This is a genomic window from Kitasatospora paranensis (genome assembly GCF_039544005.1).
GTDB classification, from domain to species: Bacteria; Actinomycetota; Actinomycetes; order Streptomycetales; family Streptomycetaceae; genus Kitasatospora; species Kitasatospora paranensis.
Window position 1 is genome coordinate 6179864 of sequence record NZ_BAABKV010000001.1, and the last position, 26858, is coordinate 6206721.

Consider the following 26858-nt stretch of genomic DNA (forward strand, 5'->3'; position numbering starts at 1 on the left):
CCGCCACGGCCCGCACCGGGTGAAGATGGTCGGGTCATGACGAGCCCGAGCCCGCCGCCGGTGCCCGCCGCCCCCGCCCCCGGACAGGGCACCCCCGAGGTGCCCGCGGCCCCGGGCGAGCAGCGCGGCGGATTCATGGTGCGGCTGGACAACTTCGAGGGCCCGTTCGACCTGCTGCTCGGCCTCATCGCCAAGCACCGCATGGACGTCACCGAGGTCGCCCTCTCCCGGGTCACCGACGAGTTCGTGGCGCACATCCGGGCCATGGGCCCCGACTGGGACCTCGATGCCGCCACCGAGTTCCTGGTGGTCGCCGCCACGCTGCTCGACCTCAAGGCGGCCCGGCTGCTGCCCGCCGCCGAGGTCGAGGACGAGGAGGACCTCGCCCTGCTGGAGGCCCGCGACCTGCTCTTCGCCCGCCTTCTCCAGTACCGGGCCTACAAGCAGGCCGCCGCGCTGTTCGCCCAGCGCTGGGCCGCCGAGGAGCGGCAGCGGCCGCGCACCGCCGGCCTGGAGCCGCAGCACGCCCTGCTGCTGCCCGAGGTGGTCATCACGATCGGTCCGGAGGGTTTCGCCGCGCTGGCCGCCCGCGCCATGACGCCCAAGCCCCGGCCGGTGGTCTACGTCGACCACATCCACACCCCGCCGGTCAGCGTCCGCGAGCAGGCCGAGGTGGTCGTCGACCGGCTCACCGCGCTGGGCAGCGCCACGTTCGGCAGGCTGGTGGAGGACGCCGAGAACACCCTCGTCGTGGTCGCCCGCTTCCTGGCGCTGCTGGAGCTGTACCGGGAGAAGGTGCTCGGCTTCGACCAGCCGGAGGCCCTCGGCGAACTGCTGGTGCACTGGGTGGCCGAGGCCGACCGCAGGGTCGAGGTCACCGACGAGTTCGACCGGCCGCCCGGCGAGGACGCCGACGACGGCCCCGGCACCGGCGCCCCCGGCGAGGACGGAGAACCGCAGTGAGCAGCGAGCACAGGCCCGCCAGGCGCACCCTGGGCGTGCCCGGCCAGTCCCGGCCCGACGAGTGGCTGGAGTCCGCGTACGGCCCCGAGGAGGGCGCGTACGGCCCGGAGGAGGCGCTGCACGGCCCCGGGGAGGCGGCGCCCGCCCGGGTGCCCGCCCCGGCCACCGGCACCTCCGAGCCCGAGCCGATGCCCGACCCGGCGCCGATTCCCGAGCCGGAACCGGAACCGGAGCCCGTGCCGGACTCCCCGGACGAGCCCGAGGTGCCGCTGCGCGCCGCACTGGAGGCCATTCTCATGGTGGTGGAGGAGCCGGCCGCCGAGTCCCACCTCGCGGACGTCCTGGACCGCCCGCGGGCGGTGGTGGCCGCCGCGCTGCGCGAGCTCTCCGCCGAGTACACCGCGCAGGGCCGCGGCTTCGACCTGCGGATGGTCGCCGGTGGCTGGCGTTTCTACAGCCGGGCCGACTGCGCGGGCGCCGTCGACCGCTTCGTCCTGGACGGCCGGCAGGCCCGGCTGACCCAGGCCGCGCTGGAGACATTGGCGGTCGTCGCCTACCGTCAGCCGGTGTCGCGCAGCCGGGTCTCCGCGGTACGCGGTGTGAACTGTGACGGCGTGATGCGTACCCTGGTACAGCGAGGACTGGTGGAAGAGACCGGATCCGAGCCCGAGACAGGGGCGATCCTGTACCGGACGACGAACTACTTCCTGGAACGGATGGGGCTGCGCGGCCTGGCGGAGCTGCCGGAGCTGGCGCCCTTCCTGCCCGAGGTCGACGACGTGGAAGCGGAGTCCCTCGAAGGCACGATGATCGCGGAGGCGGTCGCCGCCGCACAGGAGGCGCTCACCTAGACGGAAACGACGTACGGACGACTTTGATGCGTAGCAGTGGCAACGGCAGGAACAGCGGCGGCCAGGGCCGTGGTGGACAGGGCGGGGGCCGGAGCGGCGGTTCGTCGTACGGCGGTGGCGGCCAGGGCGGCGGCCGTGGCGGCTCGTCCTCCGGGGGCGGCTCGTACGGTGGCGGCCGCGGTGGCTCGTCCTCCGGGGGCGGCTCGTACGGTGGCGGCCGCGGTGGCTCGTCCTCCGGCGGCCGTGGCGGCTCCGCGCCGCGCGGCGGCGACCGCCGTGACGACCGCCGTGACGACCGGCAGTACCCGGACCGCCCGCTGCGGCCGGAGGAGCGCCGGTACGACCGCCCCGAGTTCGGTGGCGGCCCCAACGCGACGCCGTCCCGCGGCGGCTACGCCGGGCGCCGTCCGGCGCCCGCGCCCAAGCCGCGCCGTGAGGGCCAGGGCGCCCCGGGCGACCCGCGCCGTCAGCCGCAGCGCTCCCGCGAGCTGCAGGCCCGCATCGAGGACGCCGTGCTCGCCCGGCACGACAAGCCGGCGGTGAAGACCCCGAAGACCTTCGGCGAGCCCGAGGGCGAGCGCCTGCAGAAGGTGCTGGCCCGGGCCGGCATCGGCAGCCGCCGGGCCTGCGAGGAGCTCATCGAGCAGGGCCGCGTCGAGGTCAACGGCCAGCGCGTCACCGAGCAGGGCAAGCGCGTCGACCCGCAGAACGACGAGATCAAGGTCGACGGCCTGACCGTCGCCACCCAGTCGTACCTGTTCTTCGCGCTCAACAAGCCGGCCGGCGTCGTCTCCACCATGGAGGACCCGGACGGCCGCCAGTGCCTGGGCGACTACGTCACCAACCGCGAGACCCGGCTGTTCCACGTCGGCCGGCTCGACACGGAGACCGAGGGCATCATCCTGCTCACCAACCACGGCGAGCTGGCCCACCGGCTGACCCACCCGCGCTACGGCGTCACCAAGACCTACCTGGCCGCCATCCAGGGCCCGATCCCGCGCGACCTCGGCAAGATCCTGGCCAAGGGCGTCGAGCTGGAGGACGGCTACGCCCGCGCCGACAGCTTCAAGGTGGTCTCCAACGTCGGCAAGAACTACCTGGTCGAGGTGACCCTCCACGAGGGCCGCAAGCACATCGTCCGCCGGATGCTGTCCGAGGCCGGCTTCCCGGTCGACAAGCTCGTGCGCACCCACTTCGGCCCGATCGCGCTCGGCGACCAGAAGTCGGGCTGGCTGCGCCGGCTGACCAACCCCGAGGTGGGCCAGCTGATGCGCGAGGTCGGTCTGTAGTCCGAACCGGACTCCACGCCTTGGATTCGAAGGCCTCCCCGCCGTTCGGCGGGGAGGCCTTCCGGCTGTCCGGCGGGGGCCGCGTGTGAACCTCGCCCCACCGGCTTGTCATGATGTGGATCTGTGGCAGAGGATTGCCACGGGACAACGGCCCGCCGTGTGGCGGAACTGCGCCACCGGGGGCAGAGCCGATTGGGGGAAGGGAGCGGCGTGCTCGACGCATTCGGAGTGCTCGGCCTCGGACGACCGGACGGACAGGTGTATGCGGCCCTCGTGATCGCACCGCAGTCCACCGCCGAGGAACTGGCCGAGCAGTGCGGCCTGACACTCCAACAGAGCCAGGACGCCCTCGACCGGTTGGCCGACCAGGGCATGGCCACCCGTGCGCCGGTCGACCGCGAGCGGTACCTGGCGGTGGCGCCGGACGTCGCCATCGGCACCCTGATCGGTCACCGCGAGGCCCAGCTGCGCAGTGCCAGGGCCGAGATGCACCGGCTGATGGACGCCTTCCGGGAGGCCTCCCGCTACACCGATCCGGCGCACTCGGTGGAGGTGCTCACCGGCGCCGAGGCGATCGCCCAGCGGCTGGAGCACCTGGTCGACAGCACCCAGTACCAGGTGCGCGGCTTCGACTGCCCGCCCTACATCCAGGACCCGACGGCGCAGATGCCGCGGCAGCGGGCGAAGCTGAAGGCCGGCGTGCGGTTCCGCACCGTCTACGACAAGGACGCGGTGGCCTGGCCCGGGCGGCTGGAGAAGGAGATCCTGGTCGGCGTCGAGGACGGCGAGGAGGCCCGGGTCCGCCCGGTGCTGCCGATGAAGATGATGATGTCGGACGACAAGATGGCGATCATCCCGATCACCGTCGGCGACAGTGTGCTCGACGCGGCCTACGTCATCCACCCGTCGGCGCTGCTGCAGGCCCTGGACGCGCTGTTCGAGGCCGAGTGGGAGCGGGCGGTGCCGCTCCAGGCGGCGATCGGCGACGGCGAGGTCGACCAGGGCCCGGAGGCCGACCACCGCAAGCTGCTGGGCCTGCTGGCCGCGGGGCTGACCGACGAGTCGATCGCCCGCTCGCTGGGCTGGAGCGCCCGGACGACCCAGCGCCGGCTGCAGAGCCTGATGCGGCTGCTGGGGGCGACCACGCGCTTCCAGGCGGGCATGGCGGCGCGCGAGCGCGGCTGGCTCTGAGGCCCGGCCGGGGCCCCGGGAGCCCGTACCGTCCGCACGGCCCCGTCGGCCCCGTCCGGCCCGTCCGCCGGGGCGGCCGTCAGCTCCAGGGCAGCAGCCGGTCCCAGCGGCCGTCCGGGCCCCGCTCGACCTTCTCCAGGCCCACCACGGCCGTCCGGTTGAGCCGCCCGTAGATGTGCGGGAAGAGCACGCCGGGGGTGGCACCCGCCGGCGGCGGGCCCGACGGGGCCTCCCACTTGACCATCGGCTCGATCAGCTTCTCCTCGATCAGCAGCGCCATCAAAGGGTCCGGGGTGTCCGCGAAGAAGAGGTTCGCGACGGCCAGCACGGTCGGCTCGTCCGCCGAGCAGTGGATGAAGCCGTCGGTCAGCAGCGAGGCGGCGGCGTACGGCCGCCCCGGGTCGCGCAGCCAGTCGTCCAGCGGGGCGAGGTGGTAGATCATGGGTCATTTCTACCGGAGTTGACGGGCCAAACCGGGAAGGGACCGCCCGGCGGCAGGGCTCGCGGCGTTCCGCGCTCCCCACTGCCGCCGGGCGGCCCTGCTCACAGCCCCGCGACCTTCGAGGCCGCCGACACCTCGTACACCAGCGTGACGGTGCGGCGCCCGCCCGGCGGCAGCCGGACGTCCCAGCGCACGATCCCCTCGGCGTCCAGCTCGTCCGGTGCGGGCGAGCAGGCCTCCTTGCGCAGTCGCACCTCCACGGCCGACACCTCCGAGACGGGGATCCGCTCGCGGACGGTCACCACCTGCTCGTCGCGCTCCCCGGGCCCGGAGAACCGCGACAGGTGGAGCCGGATCGTCCGGGTCACCACGGTGCGCTGGGCGATGCCCGCCGTCCCCCGGCTCTCCTCCGTCTCCCGCACCACCCGGTAGTCGTCCGAGCTGCCGAAGGCGAGCTCGGCGGGCGCGCCCGGGGCCGTGAACCGCAACTCGCCGCGGCCGGTGAAACCGCTGTCCTGCACCAGGTCCACCGGCCCGGCCAGCAACGCGTGCCCCGCGTCGTTGCGGAACCGCACCACCCGGGTGACCAGCGGCGACAGCTCCGGCGCCGCCCCGAACTCGCTGCTCGCGGTGGTCGAGAACGACGTCAGCGGGATCCGGTGCGCCCGGCCGTCGCCCGGCACCGACACCGGCACCGGGGTGCGCAGCACCCGCACCTCGCCGCCGTCGTCCACTCCCGGCAGGCCCTCGTCGGACGGACCGGTCGAGCCGATCTCCTCCTCCCGCAGCTCCACCTCGACCGTGCGGCGCTCCTCCGCGGAGCGGTCGCGCAGCGCCAGCACGTCCTCCACCAGCCGGGGCGGCTCCGAGGCCAGCGCCGAGCGGGCGGTGGAGAGCGTCAGCGCCACCCCCGTCCAGTCCTCGCCGGTGCGCTGCCACACCACCGCCTCGGTCTCCAGGGCGAGCGCGCCGCCCGCCAGCGTGGCCCGGTAGGCCGGCCGCCAGAGCGCGCACGGTGTCAGATGCCCGACCCGCAGCGAGACCGGGCCCGCCGCCGCGGCCTCCAGCGTCAGCTCCAGGTGCGCGACCAGCTCGGCGGGCTCCTCCTCGGCCTCCTCCAGCGCCCGCCCGGCCGCCGCCCACTCCTCCTCCAGGGCGTCGATCCGGGCCAGCGAGGCGCGCAGCCGCTCCCCGTGGGCGTCGCGCTCCGCGTCGACCCGGTCGAGCTCCCGGGACCAGCGGGCCCGTTCCAGCTCGCCGCGGCCGGCGCCCTCGCCGATCTCCCGCAGCAGGTCGGCGGCGAGCTGGGCGAGCAGGGCCAGCCGGGCCTCCAGCCGCTCCCGGGTACGGGTCTCGGCCAGCCGCTCCTGCTCCAGGGCATGGAAGCGGCGGCGCAGTGCGGAGTCGTCCTCCGTCGGCGGCAGCGGGGCCCGCGGTGTCCAGCTGCGGACGATCCGGGCGTCCAGCACCCGGGCGTCGCCGGCGGTGACCTCGGCCCGCAGGGTGCGGTCGACCGCGAGGGCGGAGACCGGGCCCAGCCGCAGCCGGGTGACGCCGGCGGCGGGCTCCAGGGTGGCCGTCCGCTCGACGTGCGCGCGGTCCTCCAGACAGGTCACGGCGGTGACGGGCAGCGCGGTGATGGGCGTGGGCGCCATGGTCAGCTCCTCCGGTTTCCGCCGACGACGGCCTTGCCCGCCGGGATCCTGATCTCGTAGCCGCCGTCGAGGGCGGCGGTGCCGCCCGCGGGCAGCTCGACCCGCCAGCGGCGCATGCTCGCCGGGTAGGCGTGCGAGGGGGCGTCGGGCGGGGACCAGTCGGCCCGCTCCTCGATCCGGACGTCCTGGTCGGGGGAGACCGGCACCCGTTCGCGGACCTCCACGGTCACCGGGCGTGGCAGCCGGTTGGCCAGCTCGACGTGGATCCGGTGGTCCAGCACGGCCGTCGAGTTGAGCATCCCCGCGGTCGACTCGCGCAGCTCGGTGCGGCGGGTCACCCGCACCTCCTCGGCCTGGCCGAGCCCGACCCGGCGGGAGGCGCCCGCGGCCAGCGTCGGCAGCGCCGCGGTCAGCAGGAAGTCGCCGTCGACGGTGACCTCGACCGGCCCGGCCAGCAGCGCCCCGGACGTCGCGTTGGCGAGTACCAGCGTCGCGTACACGGCCTCCTCGACGGCCGGCACGCAGACGTACTCGGTGCGCAGCGAGACCGGGATCTCGGCGACGGCGACGGTGTGCCAGGTGCCGTCGGAGGGGATGTCGGCGGGCGCCGCGGCGTCGTGGCGCTGGTCGAAGGAGCCGGCCGAGACCCGCGGCCGCACCGCGTGCGGCGGCAGCGGCAGCGCCGCCACCGACTCGGCGCGGTTGCGCTCCAGCAGGGTCGCCCCGTCGACGGTGCCGCCGGGGAACAGCCGCCCGCGCCGGCCGGCGGGGCCGGCCGCCCCGGCCAGCACCAGCCCGGCGTAGTCCAGCTGGGCGGCGGAGGGCTCCGGCGGGCCGGGCGGGGCGGCGGGACCGGCCGGCCCGGCCGGCTCGGCCGGCTCGGGGGCGAAGGCACCGGCGGCCCCCTCCGCGGCCGGGACGGAAGCCTGCACGGCGCCCGGCCGGCCGCCACCGAGGCGGGCCTTCTTCGGGGCGGCGGCGGCCCGGCTGCGCATGGCGTCCGCGGCGGCGCCGAAACCCTGCGGGGCCGGCGGCGGCGCACCGTACGCCTGGACGGGCGGTGCGCCGCCCGGCGCGGAGGGCGAGGGCGGCGGGGGAGCGGCCATCGGCATCGCCGGCGGCCGCGGCACCGGTCCGGGGGCGGGGGCGGGGGCGGAGAGCGCGACGGCGGACCGTCCCGGGCGGCGGGCCGGCTCCGGGCCGGCGCCCGCTGCGTCGTACCCGGTGAACAGCTCGCCCAGCCCGGCCGGGGGCTCGCGCCAGCCGGAGGGGCCCGGTGCGGGCTGCCGGCGGCCGATCCGCAGCGACCGCAGCCGCGGCAGGTCGGTGCGGCGCTGCAGGTCGGCGGTGGACAGACCGAGCCGGACGCCCGTCCAGTCCTCCCCGGTGCGCTGCGCCAGCTGGGCGCGGAGCAGCAGCGTGCCGCCCGCCTCGCCCTGCCGGTACGTCAGCCGGTAGGTGGGCACCCAGACCGCGCCGGGCACGCCGTACTCGACCTCCAGCTCGACCTCGTCCCCGGCGGCCGCGCCGTCGACCGTCACCACGGCGACCGTGCCGGTCTCCACCGGCCCGGCCGGGGCCGCGCTGGAGGCCCGGGCCAGCGCGTCCGCGGCGACCGCCAGCTCGTGCTCGGCCAGCCGCACCTCGTCGGCGAGCTCGGCGGCGCGTCCGTGCAGCGCGGTGAGCCGCTCGTCGACGAAGTCGGCCAGCTGGAGCCAGGCGTCGGCCGGGGTCCGCCGGTGCGGTTCGTCCTCCCCGGCGGGCGGCGGCACGGCCCGTACGGCACCGATCTCCGCGATCCGGGAGTCCTGCCGGGCGGCCCGGCTGCGGGCCGTGTCCACGGCCTCGCGGGCCCGTTCCAGCCGCTGCTGCAGCTCCGGCAGGTCGGTGCGCTCGCGCAGCGCCACGGACGTCTCCAGCCGGGCCGCCCGCACCCGGGCGCCGCCGCCGACCACCGAGGCCCGCAGCGAGGCCGCGTCGGCCACCCGGGGCAGCCCCGGCAAGCGCACCACCCCGCCCGGCGGCAGCGTCCCCCGCGCCCGCCTGCGGCACAGCGCCCCGCTCGCGTACACCACCACCGAGTCGAGCACCGACTCCCACACGTCCGTCTCCGGCACCCCGGCCCACCCCTTCGTCCGTCCCCTGTCCGGGCGCCCAGTCTGCACCCGGGCCCGGCCGCCGCCGGTGGATTTTCGGCGCGCGTCGGTGGATCGGACGGCGTCCGGCGGCGATCGGTTGCGCGGCGCGGCGGCGCACGGTGGTGCGGGCCGGGGCGGGCGACGGGCCGCGGGCGTCCGCCGGGCGGGACCGGCGCGCGGGGCCCCCGGGCGGTACGCGAGGATGGACGGCGACAACCGGACCCGCCCCGCCCGCCTCCAGGAGACGTACCCCGCCATGCGCACAGTCGCCGTCGTCGGCACCGGACTGATCGGCACCTCCGCCGCCCTCGCCCTCACCGGCCGCGGGGTCGCGGTGTATCTGGAGGACGCCGACCCGGACGCCGCCCGCACCGCGGCCTCGCTCGGCGCCGGCACCACCGAGGCCCCGGACGGCCCGGTCGACCTCGCGATCATCGCGGTGCCGCCGGCCCTGGTCGGCAAGGTCCTCGCGGACTGCCAGCGGCGCGGCCTCGCCCGCAGCTACACCGACGTGGCCAGCGTGAAGGCCGGTCCGCGCGCCGAGGTCGCCGCACTGGGCTGCGACACCACCCACTACATCGGCGGCCACCCGATGGCCGGCCGCGAGCGCTCCGGCCCGCTGGCCGCCCGCGCTGACATCTTCGAGGGCCGTCCGTGGGTCCTCACGCCGACGCCGGACACCGGCACCGAGGCGTTGAACGCGGCCCTGGAGCTGGTCGCGCTCTGCGGCGGCGTCCCGATCGTGATGGACGCCGCCGCCCACGACCGCGCCGTCGCGCTGGTCTCGCACGCCCCCAGCTGCTCTCCTCGATCATCGCGGCCCGGCTGGAACAGGCCGACGAGACCGCCGTCCGGCTGTGCGGGCAGGGCGTGCGCGACGTCACCCGGATCGCGGCCTCCGACCCGCTGCTGTGGGGCGACATCCTGTCCGCCAACGCGGCCGCGGTCGCCGACATCCTCCAGGAGGTCGCCGCCGACCTCGGCTCCACCGTCACCGCGCTGCGCGCCCTCCAGGCCGCCGACGAGGGTGAGCGCCGGGCCGGCGCGGCGGGCATCGAGGCGGTGATGCGGCGCGGCAACACCGGCCAGGCCCGGATCCCCGGCAAGCACGGCGCCCCGCCCACCCGGTACGAGACCGTCACCGTCGTCCTCGGCGACCAGCCCGGCGAGCTCGGCCGGCTGTTCGGCGAGGTCGGGCAGCTCGGCGTCAACATCGAGGACGTCACCATCGAGCACTCCACCGGCCAGCAGGTCGGCCACGTGCACCTGGACGTCGCCCCGTCCGCCGTCCGCCCGCTCGTCGGCGGGCTGCGCGACCGCGGCTGGGCGCTGCGCGACTGACCCGGCGGCAGTGCCGGGGGCCGCCGCACGGTGCCGCCCGCCCGGCCCGCGGGCCCGGCGCGGGCGCTCCGCCGCCGGGCCCGGAACCGGGGCGGATCGGGAGCCTCCGCCGGTCCATTAACCTTGAGATAGTCATCCCGGCCGCGCGCCCGCCGGCCCGAGAGAGAGGTTCGCCCCGTGGACACTGCCGACCGAGCACACGCCCCGGTCGTCGTCGCCATCGACGGACCTTCCGGATCGGGCAAGTCGACGGTCTCCCGCGCGGTCGCCGCCCGGCTCGGCCTGAGCTTCCTCGACACCGGCGCCATGTACCGGGCGATGACCTGGTGGATGCTGGCCAACGAGGTCGACGTCGAGGACGCCGACGCGGTCGCCATAGCCTGCGGCAAGCCCGTGATCGTCTCCGGCACCGACGCCGCCGGCCCGACCATCACCGTCGACGGCCTGGATGTCTCCGGGCCCATCCGCGGCCCCGAGGTCACCGCCAAGGTCTCCGCCGTCTCCGCCGTCCCGGCCGTCCGGGCCCGGCTGGTCGAGCTCCAGCGCGGCTGCGCCGAGGTCGCCGAGCGCGGCATCGTCGCCGAGGGCCGCGACATGGGCACCGTGGTCTTCCCGGACGCCACCGCGAAGATCTTCCTCACCGCCTCGGGCGACGCCCGCGCCGAGCGCCGCGCCGCCGAGCTGCGCGCCAAGGGCGTCGACGAGGCCACCATCACCGCGATGGCCGCCGACCTGGCCCGCCGGGACGCCGCCGACTCCTCCCGGGAGACGGCCCCGCTGACCCAGGCCCCGGACGCCGTCCTGGTGGACACCAGCGAACTCACCCTCGACCAGGTCATCGACACCGTCGTCGCCCTGGTGGAGGAGCGGGCCGGCCGGCTGACCGCCGTCTGACCCCCGCACCACAGCCCCCCGCACCACCCCGGCGGGCGCACGCGCGCCCGCCCGACTACGGGATTCGTAGTCTCGCGCTGCCCCTCCGAGGGCAGGTACGCACGGCACGCCCCTGGGAAGGGCCGTGCCGGGAAACGGAAGAACCGCACATGAGCAACGACACCACCGCCCATCACGGCGAACTCGGCGACGCCGAGTACGCCGAGTTCATGGCGCTGGCCGCCGAAGAGGGCTTCGACGCCGAGGAGATCGACGCGGACCTGGACGCCGCCTCGCACGGGCCGCTGCCCGTGCTGGCCGTCGTCGGCCGCCCGAACGTCGGCAAGTCGACCCTCGTCAACCGCATCATCGGCCGCCGCGAGGCCGTCGTCGAGGACCGCCCCGGCGTCACCCGCGACCGGGTCACCTACGAGGCGACCTGGAACGGCCGCCGCTTCAAGCTCGTCGACACCGGCGGCTGGGAGGTCGACGTCCTCGGCATCGACGCCGCCGTCGCCGCCCAGGCCGAGTACGGCATCGAGTCCGCCGACGCGGTGCTCTTCGTCGTCGACGCCACCATCGGCGCCACCGACACCGACGAAGCCCTGATCAAGATCATCCGGCGGGCCGGCAAGCCCACCGTGCTCTGCGCCAACAAGGTCGACGGCCCCTCCACCGAGGCCGAGGCCGCCTACCTGTGGTCGCTCGGCCTCGGCGAGCCGTACCCCGTCTCCGCGCTGCACGGCCGAGGCTCCGGCGACCTGCTCGACGCCGTCATGGAGGCGCTGCCCGAGGCCCCGCCGCAGACCTTCGGCAACGGTCCCGTCGGCGGCCCGCGCCGCGTCGCGCTGATCGGCCGCCCCAACGTCGGCAAGTCCAGCCTCCTCAACAAGGTCGCCGGCGAAGAGCGGGTGGTCGTCAACGAGCTGGCCGGCACCACCCGCGACCCGGTCGACGAGCTCATCGAACTCGGCGGCAAGACCTGGAAGTTCGTCGACACGGCGGGCATCCGCCGCCGCGTCCACCTCACCGCGGGCGCGGACTTCTACGCCTCGCTGCGCACCTCCTCCGCCCTGGAGAAGGCCGAGGTCGCGGTCGTCCTCGTCGACGCCAGTGAGACCCTCGCCGAGCAGGACACCCGGATCATCTCGATGGCCGTCGAGGCCGGCCGGGCCGTCGTCATCGCCTACAACAAGTGGGACCAGCTCGACGAGGAGCGCCGCTACTACCTGGAGCGCGAGATCGAGCGCGACCTCGTCCAGGTGCAGTGGGCGCCGCGGGTCAACGTCTCGGCGCTGACCGGCCGTCACATGGAGAAGCTCGTCCCGGCGATCGAGACCGCGCTCCAGGGCTGGGAGACCCGCATCCCGACCGCGCGGCTGAACGCCTTCCTCGGCGAGCTGGTGGCCTCCCACCCGCACCCCGTCCGCGGCGGCAAGCAGCCCCGCATCCTGTTCGGCACCCAGGCCGGCGTCCGCCCGCCGCGGTTCGTGCTGTTCGCCTCCGGCTTCCTGGAGGCCGGCTACCGCCGCTACGTCGAGCGCCGCCTGCGCGAGGAGTTCGGCTTCGAGGGGACGCCGATCTCGATCTCGGTCCGCGTCCGCGAGAAGCGGCGCAGGAAGTAGACCCGCCGGACGCCCGGGCGTCCCTGCGGCACGACGAAGGGCCGGGGCCGGCAGCGATCACGCTGCCGGCCCCGGCCCTTCCGTCACGTACCGCACCGCTCGTACCGGGCTGCTCGTACCGGGCTGCTCGTACCCGGCTGCTCGGGGTGAGGACCGCGCGCACCGGCGCGGCGGCGGGCCGCAGTCGGCCACTGCCGGGGCGGGCGACTATCCCTGCTGCTCGGGGAGCCGTCCGGCCGGCAGCGACAGCATCGAGCGGTGCCGCCCGCCGGCCGCCCCCGTGCCGGGTGCGGTGGCGGCGGCCGGCGCCAGGTAGCCGGCCGCGACCCAGCCCTGCCCCGTCCCGCCGCTCGCCTGCCCGGTTGCGGCCCGCCCCTGCTGGTGCTCCGCCCCCGCCGCCCTTCCGTACGTCTGCGTCATGAACTGCGGCGTGCCCTGCGCGTGGCCCGCGAAGGTCTCGAACACCTGGTGCTGCGGGTACGACACCCCGGCCTGTGCGGCGAAGGAGCTGAACCGCAGCTGCTCCTCGTCGGTGCGGTCGCCCGGCAGGGCCCGGAAGAGTCTCCGGTACTCGGAGTACAGCGCGTCGTAGATCGGGGTCGGCGAGGACGGGTGGTCCGCATCGAACGACGGGCGCATGCCCGGGATGGTGCGGCCGGTGGACGGACGGGCGGTCGGGGCGACGTCGTAGCTGTACACGTGAGGGCCAACGAGCGAGAGCGCCCGGGGATGCGGCCCCGGCAGGATCCCCGGGCGCGCGGCGGCCGCGGCGGTCGCACCGCGGGCACGGGGTGCGCCGGTGGTGCACCGGAGCGCCGTTCGGCCGCCGCGCGCCTGTTCGGTGCGGCGCGCGCGGCGGCCGTCCGCCGGAGCGGCCGTGCCGCCTGCCGGGCGCCGGTCAGGTACCGGCCAGCGGGAGCATGCCCGCGACCAGGATGCCGTGCGAGGCGGCCCGGTCCAGGGCGAGCCGCAGCAGGTCCTCCCGGGGCTGGCGGCCGATCGTCCCGGCGGGCACCGCGTACATGATCACCTCGGAGCGGCGGCTCACCGAGGAGCGCCAGGCGTCGGTCACCTGCAGCGGCTGGTGCGCCTGCCACCAGGCGGCGCTGCCGCCGGTGGCGGAGGGCTGCAGGATGGCGTGCAGCTGGCCCATCGCCATCAGGACGGACCAGCCGGCGAGCGGCCGCACCGGAGCCCGGTCGACCGACTGCACGGGCTGGAAGCCGTGGTCGGTCAGCAGGGACAGGAACTCGTCCTCGGTGGAGCCGCTGCCCGGTCGGGCCACCGGTCCGGTCGGCTCCACCACCAGGGCCGCGTACGGGGTGTCCCCGCACAGCACCAGGCCGCAGGTGACGCCGAGGACGGCCGGCTGCTGGCCCGGGTCGGCGACGGCGGCGGGCGGGGCGAGCTGCGAGCGCGGCGGCGCCGCGTGGGCCGGGGCGGGCACCGCGGCCTGCGCGGGGGACAGGCCCGGGGAGCCGGCCGCACCCTGCGCCTGGCTGATCGAACGGACGGCGCCGAGCAGCTGCTCCTCGTCGACCGGCACCACCTGGGAGGGGATGCAGCGGGCGTGGGCGAAGGCGAGGACGGCGGTCTCGTCCCCGATGAACAGGACGGTGCTGGTCGGTTCGCGGTACGAGTCGCCGGGTGTGCGGCAGGAGGTGCAGTCGTAGGCGTCGGGGGCGTGGGCTCCGGCGAGCAGGCGATCCGCCTCGTCGTCGCCGATCTCGGCTCGTACTTCGTTGCTGACATCGAGCATGCGCGGCAAGGGGGACTCCTCCGGTCGTCAGGGATGGCTCGGCGCACCTTGGCCGCCATTAGCAACGGGAGGTTGTGGCCGGAGTCACGGGTGCTTCCGGCACCGACGTGATTTGCCGCGGATCTGACTGCGACGGGTGCCCGTGTGGTCGCAATCTGTCGACGAGGTGCCCGAGCTCACAGCACCGAAACTGTGAGCCGGGGCACGATCGACCGGGGATCGATCATGGAAAACCAGGGCAAATGGGGCATATCTCCTCGACATGTTTGATCAATACCGCCGGTAACGCATGGCTGAGCTGGGACGACCCCGAACTGTTTGGTTGCCCGGCCGAGCGGCTCGTAGGTTCATGGCCAGTGCACCGAGCACTTCCCGGGTTCACCCCGACGCACGGCCCGCCGGTCCGACCGGCGGCGCAGATGCCCGCCAGGGCGGCTGACCACCGCGCGGCGAGGAGGGTGGCCGGGACGGCACAGCACGTCCGACACGTGCCTGCCGTCCTGCGGACGCGGCGAGCAGAACGAGGCCTTCGACGGCCTGGTTCCGCATGCCCGCCCGGGGCTGTCGAGAGGAATCCCATGCTCTTCCGTAACGAGACCGCCGCTGCCACCACCTCTGCCACCAAGCGCAACCGCGCCCGGGTGGCCGTCCTGGGCGCCGCCGCTGTCGCGGTCCTCCCGGTGGCGGGCCTCGTCACGGCCAACTCGGCCTCTGCCGCCTCCGTCTCGACCTGGGACGCCGTCGCCCAGTGCGAGAGCACCGGCAACTGGTCCATCAACACCGGCAACGGCTTCTACGGCGGCCTGCAGTTCACCTCCAGCACCTGGGCCGCGTACGGCGGCACCGCCTACGCCCCGCAGGCCAACCTGGCCACCAAGGCGCAGCAGATCGCCATCGCCGAGAAGGTCCTCGCCTCCCAGGGCCCCGGCGCCTGGCCGGTCTGCTCCGTCAAGGCCGGCCTGACCGCCGGTGGCGCCCCCGCGCAGGTCGACACCGGCTCGGCCGCTGCCGCCCCGGCCGCCAAGCCCGCCGCCGCCCCCAAGGCTGCCGCGCCGAAGGCCGCGGCCCCGGCCGCCACCCCGAAGGCCGCCACCACCGACCAGCAGGCCAGCCGCAGCGAGTCCCGCGCGAAGGCCGACTGGACGGGCAAGAAGGCCGCCAAGCCGGCCACCGCCCCGGCGCAGACCAACGGTGGCAACTACACCGTCAAGTCCGGCGACACCCTGAGCAAGATCGCCAACGCCAAGGGCCTGGACTGGAAGACCCTGTACAAGAACAACGCCGGCGTCATCGGCGGCAACCCGGACCTCATCCTCCCGGGCCAGGTCCTCTCCGTCTGAGCCTGCGGCTCGTCCACCGTCCGGGCCCGCCCGGACACCTGACGCCCCACCGCGCCCGCCGGCCGTACGAGTCCGCTCGTCCGGCCGGCGGGCGCGGCGCGTTCCCGGCCGCCCCGTCCGGCCCGGCCCGCGCCGCTGTACCGCCACCCGCGCGGCGGCGGTACGGCGGCGCGGCCGCGGACGGCTGCCTACGCTCGGGTGCTGTGTGCTCGAAGCCCCCGCGGGCCCTCCCGCCGGCCCTCGTCCTGATCCTGCTCGCCGCACCGGCTCTCGGGCTCGCCCCGGCGGCCTCCCCGGGGACGGCCCGTGCGGCCGCAGCCGCTGCCCGAGGGACGGCCCGTCCGGCCGCCGACCCGACCCGCCCCGGAGGCCGGGACGACGACCCCGGCCCCGGGCCGACCCCCGACCCCGACCCCGGCCCGACCCCTGATCAGGCGACCGGGCCGACCCCGGACGCGACCTGGGACGCCCTCGCCGACTGCGAGAGCGACGGCGACTGGCAGGCCGACACCGGCAACGGCTACTACGGCGGCCTTCAGATCTGGCCTCCCACCTGGCGCGAGGCCGACGGCCTGCGCTTCGCCGACCGCCCCGACCGGGCCACCCGCCGCGAACAGATCACCGTCGCCGAGACCATCCTCGCCACCCAGGGCTGGCGGGCCTGGTCCGCCTGCGCCCGCACCCTCGGTCTGCTCCGGCGCTGAAGCACCTGGCGGCCCGTCCGCCGCACCCCGACCGGCGGCCCGACCGGCGGTGCGGCGGACGGAGCCCCGGGCCCCGGCGGCCGCCGGATCAGCCCTGGGCCGTCCGGCCCGCCGCCTCGCCCGCCGCACCGCCGGTCGGCCGGCCGACCGTCCCCAGGGCGGCCCTGGTGCCCGCCTCCGCCGCCGAGGGGAGCGCGGCGTCCGGGTAGAGCCGCAGCAGTGCCGCCTCCGCCGCGGCCGCGTCCCCCGTCCGGCCCAGCTCGCGTTCGAACGCCTTGAGATAGTCCTGGGTGAACGCGATCGCCGACGAGGCGCCCGGCGCCGCGGGGGTGGAAGCGGCCCGGTGTCCGGGCAGGACGAGGGCGGGGTCGAGTGCGGTCATGCCGTCCAGCAGGTCGATCCAGGCCTCGCGCTGGACCGCCGTGGGCGTGTCCGCCGTCCGCGGGTGGACGCCCTGGAAGAGCAGCACCCCGCCGAGCACCACCCGGGCGCGGTGCTCCCACAGGTAGTGCCGGTCCGGCAGCCCGAGCTCGAAGCCGCGTACCTCGAAGCGGTGGCCCTCGAACTCGACCGCCTCGCCCGCCATCGGCTGCAGCCGCGGTGGCCGGGTCGGCAGCTCGCTCCCCAGCCGCGACGCCCAGGCGGCGAGCTCCGCCGGGTAGGTCTGCGCGATCTGCCCGATCACCACCGGGTGCGCGAGGAAGCGGGCATCGGGGAAGGCGTTGTGCACCTCCTCCGTACCGAAGTAGAAATCCGGGTCGCTGTGGCTGACGACCACCGTGGTCAGCGGCAGCCCGGTGGCCCGGACGCGTTCCGCGAGCCGTCGCCCGTCCGACCGGGACAGGCCGGTGTCGACCAGCATCACCCCGTGCGCGCCCGTCACCAGTACGGCCGTCTTGCACTGCGAGCTCTCGGGCAGATCGACGACGGTGAAGTCCAGCCTGCTCATGCGGGCTCCCTCCGGTGGGGCGGTCGCGGACGGCGGGGTGCCTCCCGATCAGCCTCGTCCGCCGACCGCGCCCGCGCATGCCCGGCCCGGCCCCCGTTGCGCCGAACGGCCGACGAAGCCCGCGCTGCGGTTGCCGGCCGGGCGACCGGGTGTGACCGCCTGCGGTCCGCCCCGGGGCCCGGGTGCTGCTGCGAGGATGGGGGAGTGACCGGCGACCCCCTCCCGTTCCCCCGCGAGCGCGCCGAACCCGCCCCCGGCGCCGTCCACCTCCCGGACTGGCTCGACCCGCAGGAGCAGCGCGACCTCGTCCGGGCGTGCCGCGACTGGGCCCGCCCGCCGGCCGGCATGCGGACGATCCGGCTCCCCACCGGCGGCGTGATGTCCGTCCGCACCGTCTGCCTCGGCTGGCACTGGTACCCGTACGGCTACGCCCGCACCGTCGTCGACGGGGACGGCGCCCCGGTCAAGCCGTTCCCGCCCGTGCTGGGCGACCTCGCGCTTCGGGCCCTGGAGGCCGTCTACGGGCCGGACGGCCGGTCCGCGATCGCCGGGGCCGAGGGCTATGCCCCGGACATCGCGGTCGTCAACCACTACCCGCACGGAGCCAAAATGGGCCTGCACAAGGACAAGGAGGAACGGATCGACGCGCCGGTCGTCTCGCTCTCGCTGGGGGACAGCTGCGTCTTCCGGCTCGGCAACACCGAGACCCGCACCCGGCCCTGGACGGACCTGGAACTGCGCAGCGGCGACCTGCTGGTCTTCGGTGGGCCGTCCCGGTTCGCGTACCACGGGGTGGTGCGCACCCTGCCGGGCACCGCCGACCCCGACCTGGGCCTGGTCGGCCGGCTCAACATCACCGTGCGCCAGTCCGGGCTGGTCGATCCGTGACCGCCGCGGTCACGCCCGCCGTGACCACCGCCGTCCTGTCTGTCGTCCGCAGCGCAGCCCTGCTGCGACCGTCGCCGTCCTGTCTGTCGTCCGCAGCGCCGTCCTGCGGCGACCGCCGCCGTGCTGCCACGGTGCTGCCGCCCGCTCCGGGGTGCCGCGTGCGTTCCGGGCGGCCGGTCGGCAGGCGGGAATTCCCCGGCAGCGCGCAGACTTCAGGTAGTCGTAGTGCGCCGCGACCCGGCGCCGGGAGAGGACACGCAACCATGGGGACGCCCGTCGACCAGCTCGTCGACCTGCTCGATCTGGAACAGATCGAGCTCAACATCTTCCGGGGTCGCAGCCCCGAGGAGGAGCTCCAGCGCACCTTCGGCGGGCAGGTCGCGGGCCAGGCACTGGTCGCGGCCGGGCGCACCGTCGACGGCGCACGCCCCGTGCACTCGCTGCACGCCTACTTCCTGCGCCCGGGTGTCCCCGGTGTGCCGATCGTCTACCAGGTCGACCGGATCCGGGACGGCCGCTCCTTCACCACCCGCCGGGTCCTCGGCATCCAGCAGGGCCGCTCGATCTTCGCCCTGACCGCCGACTTCCACCAGCCCGAGCAGGGCGGCATCGAGCACCAGGACGCGATGCCGGACGTGCCCGCCCCCGAGGACCTGCCCAGCGCCCTCGACGAGGTCGGGTCGCGGCTCGGCGAACTCCCGCCGTTCATCAGCCGCCGCCAGCCGTTCGACATCCGCTACGTCGACCGGCTGCGCTGGAGCAAGGAGGACCTCGCGGGCGTCCAGCCGCGCAGCGGGTCTGGCTGCGCACCAACGGGGCACTGCCCGACGACCCGCTGATCCACGTCTGCGCGCTCACCTACGCGAGCGACATGACGCTGCTCGACGCCGTCCGCGCACCGGTCGAACCCCTGTGGGGCGAACGCAACTTCGACATGGCGTCGCTCGACCACGCGATGTGGTTCCACCGGCCGTTCCGGGCCGACGAGTGGCTGCTCTACCAGCAGGAGTCGCCGATCGCGCACGGTGCCCGCGGGCTCGCCCGCGGGGAGATCTTCGACCGCAGCGGCCGGCTGGTCGTCTCGGTCGTCCAGGAGGGCCTGTTCCGGCCGCTCGGCGGCCGCTGACCGGCCGCGAAGCCCCTTGCCGCCCCACCCCCGGGAGGGAAATCACATGACCGCCGCCGACACCGCCGCGGACGCCTGGCAGCGCTGGACGGAGGCCCGCACCGCGTACGCCTCCGCCGTGCACGGGCCGCTCGCCCTGACCGGCACCCACTGGCTCGGGCCCGAGCCCGAGGAGATCCCCGGCCTGCCGGGGAGTGGTGGGCGGAGGGAGGGCTCGTCCGGCTCGGTGCCAAGAGCGCCGACGGCCTCCGACTGGAGGGCGAGGTCGAGGTGCTGGAGGGCGAGGCCGCGCTCCGGCCCGACACCGACCCGGCCCCGGACCGCGCCACCCACGGGGACCGGCGCCTCGTCCCGATCGAGCGGGAGGGCGAGCTCGCGCTGCGGGTCTTCGACCCCGCCGCGCCCGCCCGGGCCGTGTTCGCCGGCATCGACGTCTTCCCGTACGCGCCGGAGTGGGCCGTCCCCGCGGTGTTCACGCCGTTCGCGGACGGGGGCCGGGCCGTCACCGTCCCCAACGCCGACGGCCGGGACCGGCCGCTGGAGGTCGCCGGACAGATCGCCTTCACCCTCGCCGGCGAGACGCACACCCTCACCGTGTCGGGCAGTGACGGCAGCCGGCTCAGCGGCGTGATCGCGGACCTCACGAGCGGCCACGAGACGTACCGGTTCCGGTTCATCACGCTGCCCGCGCCGGACGCGGAGGGCCGGACGGTGCTCGACCTCAACCGCGCCTACCTGCCGCCGTGCGCCTTCGCCGACCACTTCGTCTGCCCGTTCCCGCCGCCGGGCAACCGGCTGCCGCTGTCCGTCGAGGCGGGGGAGCGGCACGTCGTGACCGGCTGACGGCGAGGCCCGACGCCCGACGGCGCCGGGCCGGGCGTGGGGCACGGAGCGGCGCCGGCAGTGGCGCTGGAGGTGGTGCCGGAAGCGATGCCTGAAGTGGTGCCGGGGGTGACCCCGGGCGGCCGGTCGACAGGAGCATGGTCGAGCATGGGTCCTTATGGCGACTGAACAACCCTCCACGTCCACGGCGACCTCCACTGCCATGGCCGCGCAGAGCACCGACCCTGTCGACGACGCATCGGCAGGACCGGGGGCCGCGCCCGAGCGCCTCCTGGTGGGCGCGGAGGTCGGTGTCCGGGGCGGGCGGCTGCGGAGGGCCGCCCGGGGGCCCTCGCCGACATCGGCCCGCTGCGCGACCACCCGGATTACCGGCGGGTCTGGTTCGGCCAGACCGTCTCCTCGGTCGGCCAGCAGATGACCGCCGTCGCGGTCGCCGTCCAGGTCTACGCCCTCACCCACTCGCCCTTCGCCACCGGCCTGGTCGGACTCTTCTCGCTCGTCCCGCTGATGGCCTTCGGCCTGTGGGGCGGTGCGATCGCCGACACCGTCGACCGCCGCCGCCTCGGCCTGATCGGCTCGGCAGGCCTCGCCGCCGTCTCGGTGGTGCTGGCGGGCCAAGCCCTGCTCGGCCTGCACGCCGTCGCCCTGCTGTACGCGGCCGTCGCCGTTCAGGCGGGCTTCTTCGCCCTGTCGTCCCCGGCCAGGTCGTCGATGGTGCCCAGGCTCGTCCCCCGCGAACAGCTCGCCGCCGCCAACGCCCTCAACACCGTCAGCATGAACCTCGGCATGACCGTCGGCCCCATGCTCGGTGGCCTGCTCATCGGGGCGTACGGTGCGCAGGCCGCGTACCTCGTGGACGCCGTCGCCTTCAGCGCCACGCTGTACGCGATGTGGCGACTGCCGTCCATGCGGCCGCTCGGCGACCGCACCGGCCGGGCGTCCGTCCTGGACGGCCTGCGGTTCCTGCGCAGCCAGCCCAACCTCCGCACCAGCTTCCTCGCCGACCTCGCCGCCATGATCTTCGGCCTGCCCCGGGCGCTGTTCCCCGCGATCGCCTTCGGCTTCTACGGCGGCGGGGCCGGCACCGTCGGCCTGCTCGTGGCAGCCCCGGCCGTCGGCGCCCTCGGCGGCGCCCTGTTCTCCGGCTGGATCGGCCGGGTCCACCGCCACGGCGCCGCCGTCCTCGCCTCCGTCACCGGGTGGGGCCTGGCCATCGCCGCCTTCGGCCTCGTCCACAACCTGTGGCTCGGCCTGCTGTTCCTCGCGGCGGCCGGCTGCGCCGACACCGTCAGCATGATCTTCCGCAACACGATGATGCAGGTGGCGGCGCCGGACGAGATGCGCGGACGGCTCCAGGGCATCTTCATCGTCGTGGTGGCCGGCGGGCCCCGCCTCGGCGACTTCGAGTCCGGCACCGTCGCCGCCCTCACCTCCCCGGCCGTCTCCGTCGTCACCGGCGGCATCGCCTGCGTCGCCGCCGTCCTCCTCCTCGCCGCCCGCCGCCCCGCCTTCCTCCGCTACGACGCCCGCCACCCCACCCCGTGATCCCCCGGCCCCACCCCTGACCAGCCCCGACACCACCCGGCGACGCCACCCGAAACCTGGCAGCGAGCACCCCCGACGTGCTGTATTGTTTTCCACGTCGCCGGGAGACCGGAGACAAGGTCAAGAAGCCGAAGATCACCGACCCAGGTCGGCGGGACACGGCAACAAGACCACGGGACGTGGCGCAGCTTGGTAGCGCACTTGACTGGGGGTCAAGGGGTCGCAGGTTCAAATCCTGTCGTCCCGACAGTGGTCAGAGGGCCGGAGACATGAGTCTCCGGCCCTTTCGACATCCACGGGTGACATCAGCCTTGTCTGATCAGCGCCTCGCCGGCACCCCGGCGGCCGGGTCCTCTCCATCCTCGGGGTCGTCCGTACTGGCCTCGCCGACGATGCCGAGCGCGTCGTCCATCCGGTCTGCGGCCTCACGCAACGTCGTCTGCATGACGTGCGCATAGGTATCCAGGGTCATGGTGATGGTGCTGTGCCCCAGCGTCTCCATGATGGTCCGAACGGCGACCCCCTCGGCGAGCATCAGGGAGGCGCAGGTGTGCCGCAGATCGTGCACCCGGATCCGCCGCACGTTGGCCGCGGCACAGAGCGCCGCGAGGCTGCGGTTCAGGTTCCGCGGGTCCAGCGCCGTGCCGGTAAGCGTGGTGAAGACCAGCCCCTCGGGCTGGATGTCGAGGGGCTGCCACTCCATGCCCGCCTCGGCACGCTCCTGGAGCTGTTCCTCGCGCCGCTGGCGCAACTGGGCGACGCAGGACGCCGGCAGCGCGATCGTCCGCAGGGAGCGGGCCGTCTTGGGGGTTCCGAACACCAGGCTGCCCGTCACCCGCTGGAGGTTGCGCCGCACCCGGAACTGCCGCGCATTGAGGTCGATGTCCGACCAGGTCAACGCGAGCACCTCGCCTCGCCGCAGGCCCGTCGAGACGAGCAGCAGCCAGAGCGGGTACAGCCGATGGCCCCGGGCGGCCCGCAGCAGGAGACGGACCTCGGCCGCATTGAGCGGCTGGACCTCCTTGTGCGGCACGGAGGGGCGCTCCACCAGCCGGGCCACATTCCGGGCCAGCAGCTCCTCGCGCACGGCGCTCTGCAGCGAGGACCGGAGCACGGCATGGGCGTACTGGACCGTGCGCGCCGAGGGACGGCGCTGGCAGCACTTCCCGACCGCGCAGCACTCACGCTTGTCGGCGGCCCGGTTGTGGTCGACGCGGCGCAGGCAGCACAGGCAGCCGGCACGGAAGTCGGCGAGGAAGCGGCGCACGTCCGTCGGCGTCAGCCGGTTGAGCGGCTTCCGTCCGAGTGCCGGAACGATGTAGACCCGCGTGATGGGCTCGTAGCTGGACATGGTCGAGGGCTTGTACCGCTCGGGTGCGACGGTCCGGAGCCAGTAGTCCAGGTACTTGTCGAGCGGCATGCTGGAGGTGATGGCGGGGATTCCCTGCCGGGTCTTCTCCTGCATCTCCGTCAGCTTGCTGGCGACCTCAGCCCGGGTCTTGCCGTAGACCCACTTGCGGGCCCGGGTGCCGTCGGGCTTGTAGACGTACGCGGCGGCGGCGTACCGCCCGTCCTTGCGGCGGGTGATGGTGCCTTCGCCGTTGGCGCGCCTTGACACTAGTAGTTCTCCTCAACTCGGTTGCGCATGAAGGTGGCCACGTCGGCGGCATCGAATCGCCGGCAGCGGCCGATGGTGAAGCTGGGAAGTGCTCGTGACCGGATGAGGTCGTAGACCTTGCTGCGGCTCAGCCGGAGCGTGGCCATGACTTCAGGCACGGTCAAGGCAGCGGGCATCGCGGTGGACAAGAGGCTCCTCCGGGCAGTCGGTGACTCTGGGGGCAGGGCTGTCACTGCCGGTGTCACTGGCATCCGCGCAGGTCAGCGCCTTGCAGTGACATGAGTGACAGCTGTGACAGTCGGGGGGTGGTTTGGGCTGTCACACCTGCTCGGGGACGACGTAGGCGCCGCTGGCGTCGGTGTGGAGCTGCCCGTCCTTGGCCATGCGGGTGCACGTCTGGCGGGTGTTGGCGTAGTCGAGGCCGGTGGCGGTGGCGATGTCCTTGGGGCGGGTGCCGGGGTGGGTGCGGACGTGGGCGAGGATCGTGGCGCGGGTGTCGCCGATGGTGTGGTCGGTGGCGGGGCCGTCGAGCAGCAGCCAGTTGCCGCTCTCGGGCTGGAACGCGAGGGCGTGCTCGTTCTCGTCGACGTCGCGGCCGGTGATGTGCAGGACACCGTCGGCCTTGCCGCGGGAGCGCTTGAGGACGAGGGTGGCGTCGGCGGCGCCGGCGAGGCCATTGGTGCCGGAGACCTCGGCGAGGAAGTCGTCGGAGCCCATCTTGCGGACGTGGTGGACGAGGATCGTCGCCACCGAGTGGCGGTCGGCGACCTGCTTGACGTGGCCGATGGCGGCGTAGTCGGCGTCGTACGCGGCCACGCCCGGGGCGGAGCTGCCGCGGACCTTGGCAAACACGTCGATGACGACCAGACGGGCGTCCGGGTTCTGGGTGAGCCAGCGGTCGAGGGCGTCGGCGCCGCCTTGGGGCAGCGGCGGGAACTCGGTGACGATGGTCAGATCCCGGGGCGCCGGGCGGCCGGCGAGGAGCTTGCCCATGCGGGTCTTGAGGCGGCGCGGGGTGTCCTCCAGGGCGAGATAGAGCACGGGGCCCGCTTCGACGGGGACGGTGCCGAAGGCGGGCCGTCCGGCGGCGACGTCCAGGCCAAGGCCCAGGGAGAGCCAGGACTTGCCGACCTTGGGCGGTCCGGCGAGCAGGCTGACGCCCTCGGCGAAGAACCCGGGTACGGCCCACCGGGGTTCCGGGAAGTCGGTGGCCATCAGGTCGGCGGCGTTCCACACCGCGCGGGGCCTGGCGGGCCCCTGAGGGACCGCAGGGGCGGCCTGTGGCGGTTCGGGGCCCGGCTCGGCCCAGGAGGCTGGATCGGGGTCGGTTTCGTCGGGCCAGGGGGCGTCCTGCGGGTCGTCGTGGACGACGCGCAGGTGCGGCGTCGGGCGCGGGTCGTCGGGGCCCGCAGGGCGCGTCATGCCACGGCCCCGCCGGGCCGGCGGCCGTCCGGGGCGGCGCTGCTGTCGGTGGCGGAGCTGGCCATAGGGGTCCTCTCGGGCGTGGGATGGATACGTGGTGAGCCGGTGATCGGCGGCTTGAGTGATGCGGGGGCGGATAAGCGCTTATCCGCCCCCGCACGGCCCGGGCCGGTGGTCAGGCAGCGCGCGGGGCGTGTCCGGTGCCCCGGTCGAAACCGCGCCGGATGGTCCGCTCGCACACGGCCTCGGTCAGCCCGCACGCCAGCCCGGCCGTCAGGAGCTCGTCGTGGGCGAGCTGTTCGGGGACGGTGCCGGCAGTGATGAGCTGGCCGAGCCGGGCGGCGGACGCGAACAGCCGGTTTTTGCGGCCGGGTTGGCGCTGCGCGCGGACTTTGGCGCTTTCGCCGGTGAGGACGGCTTGCACGTAGGCGGTCTGGACGCGGATGCCCGCGCGGAGCGCCTCGGGGTCCGGCGCGTGGACGGGTGGTGCCGGTGGCGGGGTCAGTAGGGCGAGCAGGTTCTCGGGGGCGGGTGCGAGGGTGTTGGGGTCGGCGCCGGAGGCGAAGGCGTAGACGCCGTGTTCGGTGCGGGAGCCGGGGCCGACGAGGTAACCGGCGGTGCCGCGCACGTCGATCCCGGGTGCGACGGTGCCGGCCGAGTTGGTTACCTGGGTGTCGGGTGAGGCGGTGAGCCACAGGTGGAGGCCGCCGCTGGGGGTGGCCACGGTGGCGGTCGGCGGGATGTCGAAGCCGTGTCGGGTAGCGAGGGCTTGGAGGTTGGCGGGGCCGTCGTCGCCGTGTTTGACGTCGAGGTCGAGGCCGATGAGGTGGTGCGGGGGCCGGCCGCAGGCGATGCCGTAGGCGGTGGCCCACGGCGCCGCCTCGAACAGTTCCCGGAGCCGCTCCGGGTCGGTGGTGGCGTCGTGGACGCCGTGGCCGAGCAGGCCGCAGGCGCCCCGGCAGTGCGGGTCACGTGGGTGGGGGCTGGGGATCGCTGGTCGCTTGCTGCGGGCCAGCGGGAAGGACCACAGGCCCCGCGCGGCGGCGAACTGCGCGGCGGCCAGGGCGTGGTGCCAGTCGGGTGCAGGCACGAAAACCTCCGGGTCAGGGTGGTGATGACGAGGGCGGGGCCTGCGGTGCGGGTGGCCGCAGGCTCCGCTCCGGGGTGTGGTCAGGCCGCTTTGAGCTGGCGCGTGGTGCCGGTGGTCGTGGTGGTGGTGAGGGTGTCGGTCCAGGTGGTGCGCAGGGCGGCGCGGTCGTGGCGGTCGCAGGCCTCGGCGGTGGGCTTCTCGTCGTGGCGGATGGGCATCTGGAGGCCGAGGAAGTCGTGGCCGGCGGCGATGAGGGGCGGCTTGCCGGGGCCTGCGGACCACAGGGTCAGCGGCTCGTACCGGTCGGCGGGGGCCTTGGACCATCGGGCGAGGAACGCGGCGCTGTAGTGCGCTTCGTCGGTGAGCTGGGGCTCGGCGGCGAGGGCGGTGGCGAATAGGGGCCGCCACTTCGGGAAGCAGCAGGCAAGCGGGGCGTTCGCGGACAGCCGCAGGGAGCGCGTGCCGTCGTCGACGGTCAGCCAGCCGTCGGAGAGGTCGGCTCCCTGGGTGGGCTGGTAGGTCAGAGTGAGGTCGACGCGGTGGCGCCGGGCCGGGAACAGGGCCCGCAGGGCGGCGAGGTCGGCGCGAGTGAGCAGCACCTTCCACGGCGCGCCCTGGGCGGTGTCGGTGGCTTCCCGGCGGGCGAGGGCGAAGGTGTAGCGGTCGGTGGCGGCCGCGTACATGTGGGTGCCGGTGGCTTCGAGGTAGATGCCGTTCAGCACGGGCAGCGTGTCGTCGGTGCCGATGTGCGGGGTGAGCTGGCGGACGATCGTGGGCAGGTCGGTGAGGGTGACGCTCATGGCGGGTTCCTCCAGGTCAGGGCTAGAACAGGGCGTCCGGGGCGACGTGCTCGGCGGCGTTGTGCTGGGCCTTGCGGGCGGCCGTGCGGGCGGCGTCGTGGCAGGGCGGGCACCACGCGGCGAGGTCCCGCTTGGGCAGGGCGGCGGCCCGGTGCTCGGGCAGCAGCAGGTGCGCCGGGTCGGCGGGCGCGGCGAGCAGGCGGACGGTGCCGGCGCCGTGGTGGCGCTGGTAGCCGCCGTGCTCGCGGTCGCAGCGTCCGCCGTCCTTGGCGTGGGACTTGCCGCAGGCGCCGCGGCACTGGCAACGCCCGGCCGCGGCGGCCAGGACGGCCTGCCACAGGTCGGCGCCGGCCAGCGGCGGGGTACGGCCGGCCGTGCGGGGATTCGGGGGCATGATGGCCTTTCC

The 26858-nt window shown here is 75.1% G+C and carries 25 protein-coding genes, 1 tRNA gene and 1 pseudogene; 15 read left to right on the plus strand and 12 right to left on the minus strand.

The annotated features are described in order from the left end of the window. Positions 1 to 36: 36 nt before the first annotated feature. The 4 genes from ABEB13_RS29360 (at position 37) to ABEB13_RS29375 (ending at position 4294) form a co-directional block, all read left to right on the plus strand. Positions 37 to 963, plus strand: a complete 927-nt coding sequence (locus tag ABEB13_RS29360; protein ID WP_345707848.1) for a segregation and condensation protein A — start codon at positions 37 to 39, stop codon at positions 961 to 963. 188 nt (positions 964 to 1151) lie between these two features. Beyond that, entirely contained in the window at positions 1152 to 1814 is a 663-nt protein-coding gene (gene scpB, locus ABEB13_RS29365) for an SMC-Scp complex subunit ScpB (RefSeq protein ID WP_380233132.1), read from the plus strand. Between the two features lie 26 nt (positions 1815 to 1840). Further along, on the plus strand, positions 1841 to 3103 hold the full coding sequence (locus ABEB13_RS29370) for a pseudouridine synthase (RefSeq protein ID WP_345707849.1): 1263 nt from the start codon (positions 1841 to 1843) through the stop codon (positions 3101 to 3103). A 210-nt stretch (positions 3104 to 3313) separates the two neighbouring features. After that, positions 3314 to 4294 carry a helix-turn-helix domain-containing protein gene (locus tag ABEB13_RS29375; protein ID WP_345707850.1) on the plus strand — a complete coding sequence of 327 codons (981 nt, stop codon included), beginning with the start codon at positions 3314 to 3316 and terminating at the stop codon, positions 4292 to 4294. 79 nt (positions 4295 to 4373) lie between these two features. Here the strand turns inward: ABEB13_RS29375 and ABEB13_RS29380 are convergent, their stop codons facing one another. The 3 genes from ABEB13_RS29380 to ABEB13_RS29390 all read right to left on the minus strand — a co-directional run bounded on the left by ABEB13_RS29380 (position 4374) and on the right by ABEB13_RS29390 (position 8508). Further along, positions 4374 to 4736 (minus strand): DUF952 domain-containing protein, encoded by a 363-nt coding sequence (locus ABEB13_RS29380; RefSeq protein WP_100888003.1) that lies wholly within the window; start codon positions 4734 to 4736, stop codon positions 4374 to 4376. A 101-nt stretch (positions 4737 to 4837) separates the two neighbouring features. Then, positions 4838 to 6391 carry a mucoidy inhibitor MuiA family protein gene (locus ABEB13_RS29385; RefSeq protein ID WP_345707851.1) on the minus strand — a complete coding sequence of 518 codons (1554 nt, stop codon included), beginning with the start codon at positions 6389 to 6391 and terminating at the stop codon, positions 4838 to 4840. A gap of 2 nt (positions 6392 to 6393) precedes the next feature. Further along, positions 6394 to 8508: a DUF4139 domain-containing protein gene (locus ABEB13_RS29390; RefSeq protein WP_345707852.1), complete on the minus strand. Its 2115-nt coding sequence runs from the start codon at positions 8506 to 8508 to the stop codon at positions 6394 to 6396. Positions 8509 to 8785: 277 nt separating this feature from the next. Between ABEB13_RS29390 and ABEB13_RS29395 the strand changes: the two are divergent. The 3 genes and pseudogenes from ABEB13_RS29395 (at position 8786) to der (ending at position 12368) form a co-directional block, all read left to right on the plus strand. Next, a pseudogene (locus tag ABEB13_RS29395) lies at positions 8786 to 9870 on the plus strand (prephenate dehydrogenase). Between the two features lie 177 nt (positions 9871 to 10047). Then, entirely contained in the window at positions 10048 to 10764 is a 717-nt protein-coding gene (cmk, locus tag ABEB13_RS29400; protein ID WP_345707853.1) for a (d)CMP kinase, read from the plus strand. A 149-nt stretch (positions 10765 to 10913) separates the two neighbouring features. Beyond that, entirely contained in the window at positions 10914 to 12368 is a 1455-nt protein-coding gene (der, locus tag ABEB13_RS29405; protein ID WP_345707854.1) for a ribosome biogenesis GTPase Der, read from the plus strand. A 207-nt stretch (positions 12369 to 12575) separates the two neighbouring features. On the opposite strand, the gene ABEB13_RS29410 is transcribed toward der, so the two are convergent. Together ABEB13_RS29410 and ABEB13_RS29415 are read right to left on the minus strand one after the other, a co-directional pair. Beyond that, the gene (locus tag ABEB13_RS29410) at positions 12576 to 13067 is read right to left on the minus strand and encodes a hypothetical protein (protein ID WP_345707855.1); all 492 of its coding nucleotides are present in this window, start codon (positions 13065 to 13067) and stop codon (positions 12576 to 12578) included. Between the two features lie 199 nt (positions 13068 to 13266). After that, positions 13267 to 14127: a hypothetical protein gene (locus tag ABEB13_RS29415; protein WP_380230392.1), complete on the minus strand. Its 861-nt coding sequence runs from the start codon at positions 14125 to 14127 to the stop codon at positions 13267 to 13269. Between the two features lie 578 nt (positions 14128 to 14705). Here ABEB13_RS29415 and ABEB13_RS29420 point away from each other — a divergent pair. Both ABEB13_RS29420 and ABEB13_RS29425 read left to right on the plus strand, forming a co-directional pair. Next, a complete protein-coding gene (locus ABEB13_RS29420) occupies positions 14706 to 15467 on the plus strand; it encodes a transglycosylase family protein (protein WP_345707857.1) in 762 nt (253 codons plus the stop codon). Between the two features lie 203 nt (positions 15468 to 15670). Then, the gene (locus ABEB13_RS29425) at positions 15671 to 16171 is read left to right on the plus strand and encodes a transglycosylase family protein (RefSeq protein WP_345707858.1); all 501 of its coding nucleotides are present in this window, start codon (positions 15671 to 15673) and stop codon (positions 16169 to 16171) included. 88 nt (positions 16172 to 16259) lie between these two features. Here ABEB13_RS29425 and ABEB13_RS29430 read toward each other — a convergent pair whose 3' ends face one another. After that, positions 16260 to 17120, minus strand: a complete 861-nt coding sequence (locus ABEB13_RS29430) for an MBL fold metallo-hydrolase (protein ID WP_345707859.1) — start codon at positions 17118 to 17120, stop codon at positions 16260 to 16262. A gap of 204 nt (positions 17121 to 17324) precedes the next feature. On the opposite strand from ABEB13_RS29430, the gene ABEB13_RS29435 reads away from it, so the two are divergent. The 6 genes from ABEB13_RS29435 (at position 17325) to ABEB13_RS29460 (ending at position 21769) form a co-directional block, all read left to right on the plus strand. Beyond that, a complete protein-coding gene (locus ABEB13_RS29435) occupies positions 17325 to 18008 on the plus strand; it encodes an alpha-ketoglutarate-dependent dioxygenase AlkB family protein (RefSeq protein WP_345707860.1) in 684 nt (227 codons plus the stop codon). A gap of 263 nt (positions 18009 to 18271) precedes the next feature. Beyond that, positions 18272 to 18847: an acyl-CoA thioesterase gene (locus ABEB13_RS29440; RefSeq protein ID WP_345707861.1), complete on the plus strand. Its 576-nt coding sequence runs from the start codon at positions 18272 to 18274 to the stop codon at positions 18845 to 18847. Next, on the plus strand, positions 18763 to 19134 hold the full coding sequence (locus ABEB13_RS29445) for an acyl-CoA thioesterase (protein ID WP_345709867.1): 372 nt from the start codon (positions 18763 to 18765) through the stop codon (positions 19132 to 19134). The genes ABEB13_RS29440 and ABEB13_RS29445 overlap by 85 nt, the downstream gene beginning before the upstream one ends. Before the next feature lie 270 nt (positions 19135 to 19404). Continuing rightward, positions 19405 to 19977: a DUF1684 domain-containing protein gene (locus ABEB13_RS29450; RefSeq protein WP_345707862.1), complete on the plus strand. Its 573-nt coding sequence runs from the start codon at positions 19405 to 19407 to the stop codon at positions 19975 to 19977. Positions 19978 to 20316: 339 nt separating this feature from the next. Further along, the gene (locus ABEB13_RS29455) at positions 20317 to 21522 is read left to right on the plus strand and encodes an MFS transporter (RefSeq protein ID WP_345709868.1); all 1206 of its coding nucleotides are present in this window, start codon (positions 20317 to 20319) and stop codon (positions 21520 to 21522) included. 173 nt (positions 21523 to 21695) lie between these two features. Next, a tRNA-Pro gene (locus ABEB13_RS29460) sits at positions 21696 to 21769 on the plus strand. 72 nt (positions 21770 to 21841) lie between these two features. Here the strand turns inward: ABEB13_RS29460 and ABEB13_RS29465 are convergent. The 6 genes from ABEB13_RS29465 to ABEB13_RS29490 all read right to left on the minus strand — a co-directional run bounded on the left by ABEB13_RS29465 (position 21842) and on the right by ABEB13_RS29490 (position 26846). Then, positions 21842 to 23140, minus strand: coding sequence for a tyrosine-type recombinase/integrase (locus ABEB13_RS29465; RefSeq protein WP_345707863.1), 1299 nt, complete (start codon positions 23138 to 23140; stop codon positions 21842 to 21844). Next, positions 23140 to 23328 (minus strand): helix-turn-helix domain-containing protein, encoded by a 189-nt coding sequence (locus tag ABEB13_RS29470; RefSeq protein ID WP_345707864.1) that lies wholly within the window; start codon positions 23326 to 23328, stop codon positions 23140 to 23142. The genes ABEB13_RS29465 and ABEB13_RS29470 overlap by 1 nt, the downstream gene beginning before the upstream one ends. A gap of 130 nt (positions 23329 to 23458) precedes the next feature. Beyond that, positions 23459 to 24562, minus strand: coding sequence for an AAA family ATPase (locus ABEB13_RS29475; protein ID WP_345707865.1), 1104 nt, complete (start codon positions 24560 to 24562; stop codon positions 23459 to 23461). A 175-nt stretch (positions 24563 to 24737) separates the two neighbouring features. Next, the gene (locus tag ABEB13_RS29480) at positions 24738 to 25652 is read right to left on the minus strand and encodes a bifunctional DNA primase/polymerase (protein WP_345707866.1); all 915 of its coding nucleotides are present in this window, start codon (positions 25650 to 25652) and stop codon (positions 24738 to 24740) included. A gap of 80 nt (positions 25653 to 25732) precedes the next feature. Next, positions 25733 to 26452 (minus strand): DNA polymerase III subunit beta family protein, encoded by a 720-nt coding sequence (locus ABEB13_RS29485; RefSeq protein WP_345707867.1) that lies wholly within the window; start codon positions 26450 to 26452, stop codon positions 25733 to 25735. Positions 26453 to 26474: 22 nt separating this feature from the next. Beyond that, positions 26475 to 26846 (minus strand): hypothetical protein, encoded by a 372-nt coding sequence (locus ABEB13_RS29490; protein ID WP_345707868.1) that lies wholly within the window; start codon positions 26844 to 26846, stop codon positions 26475 to 26477. Between the last annotated feature and the right edge of the window lie 12 nt (positions 26847 to 26858).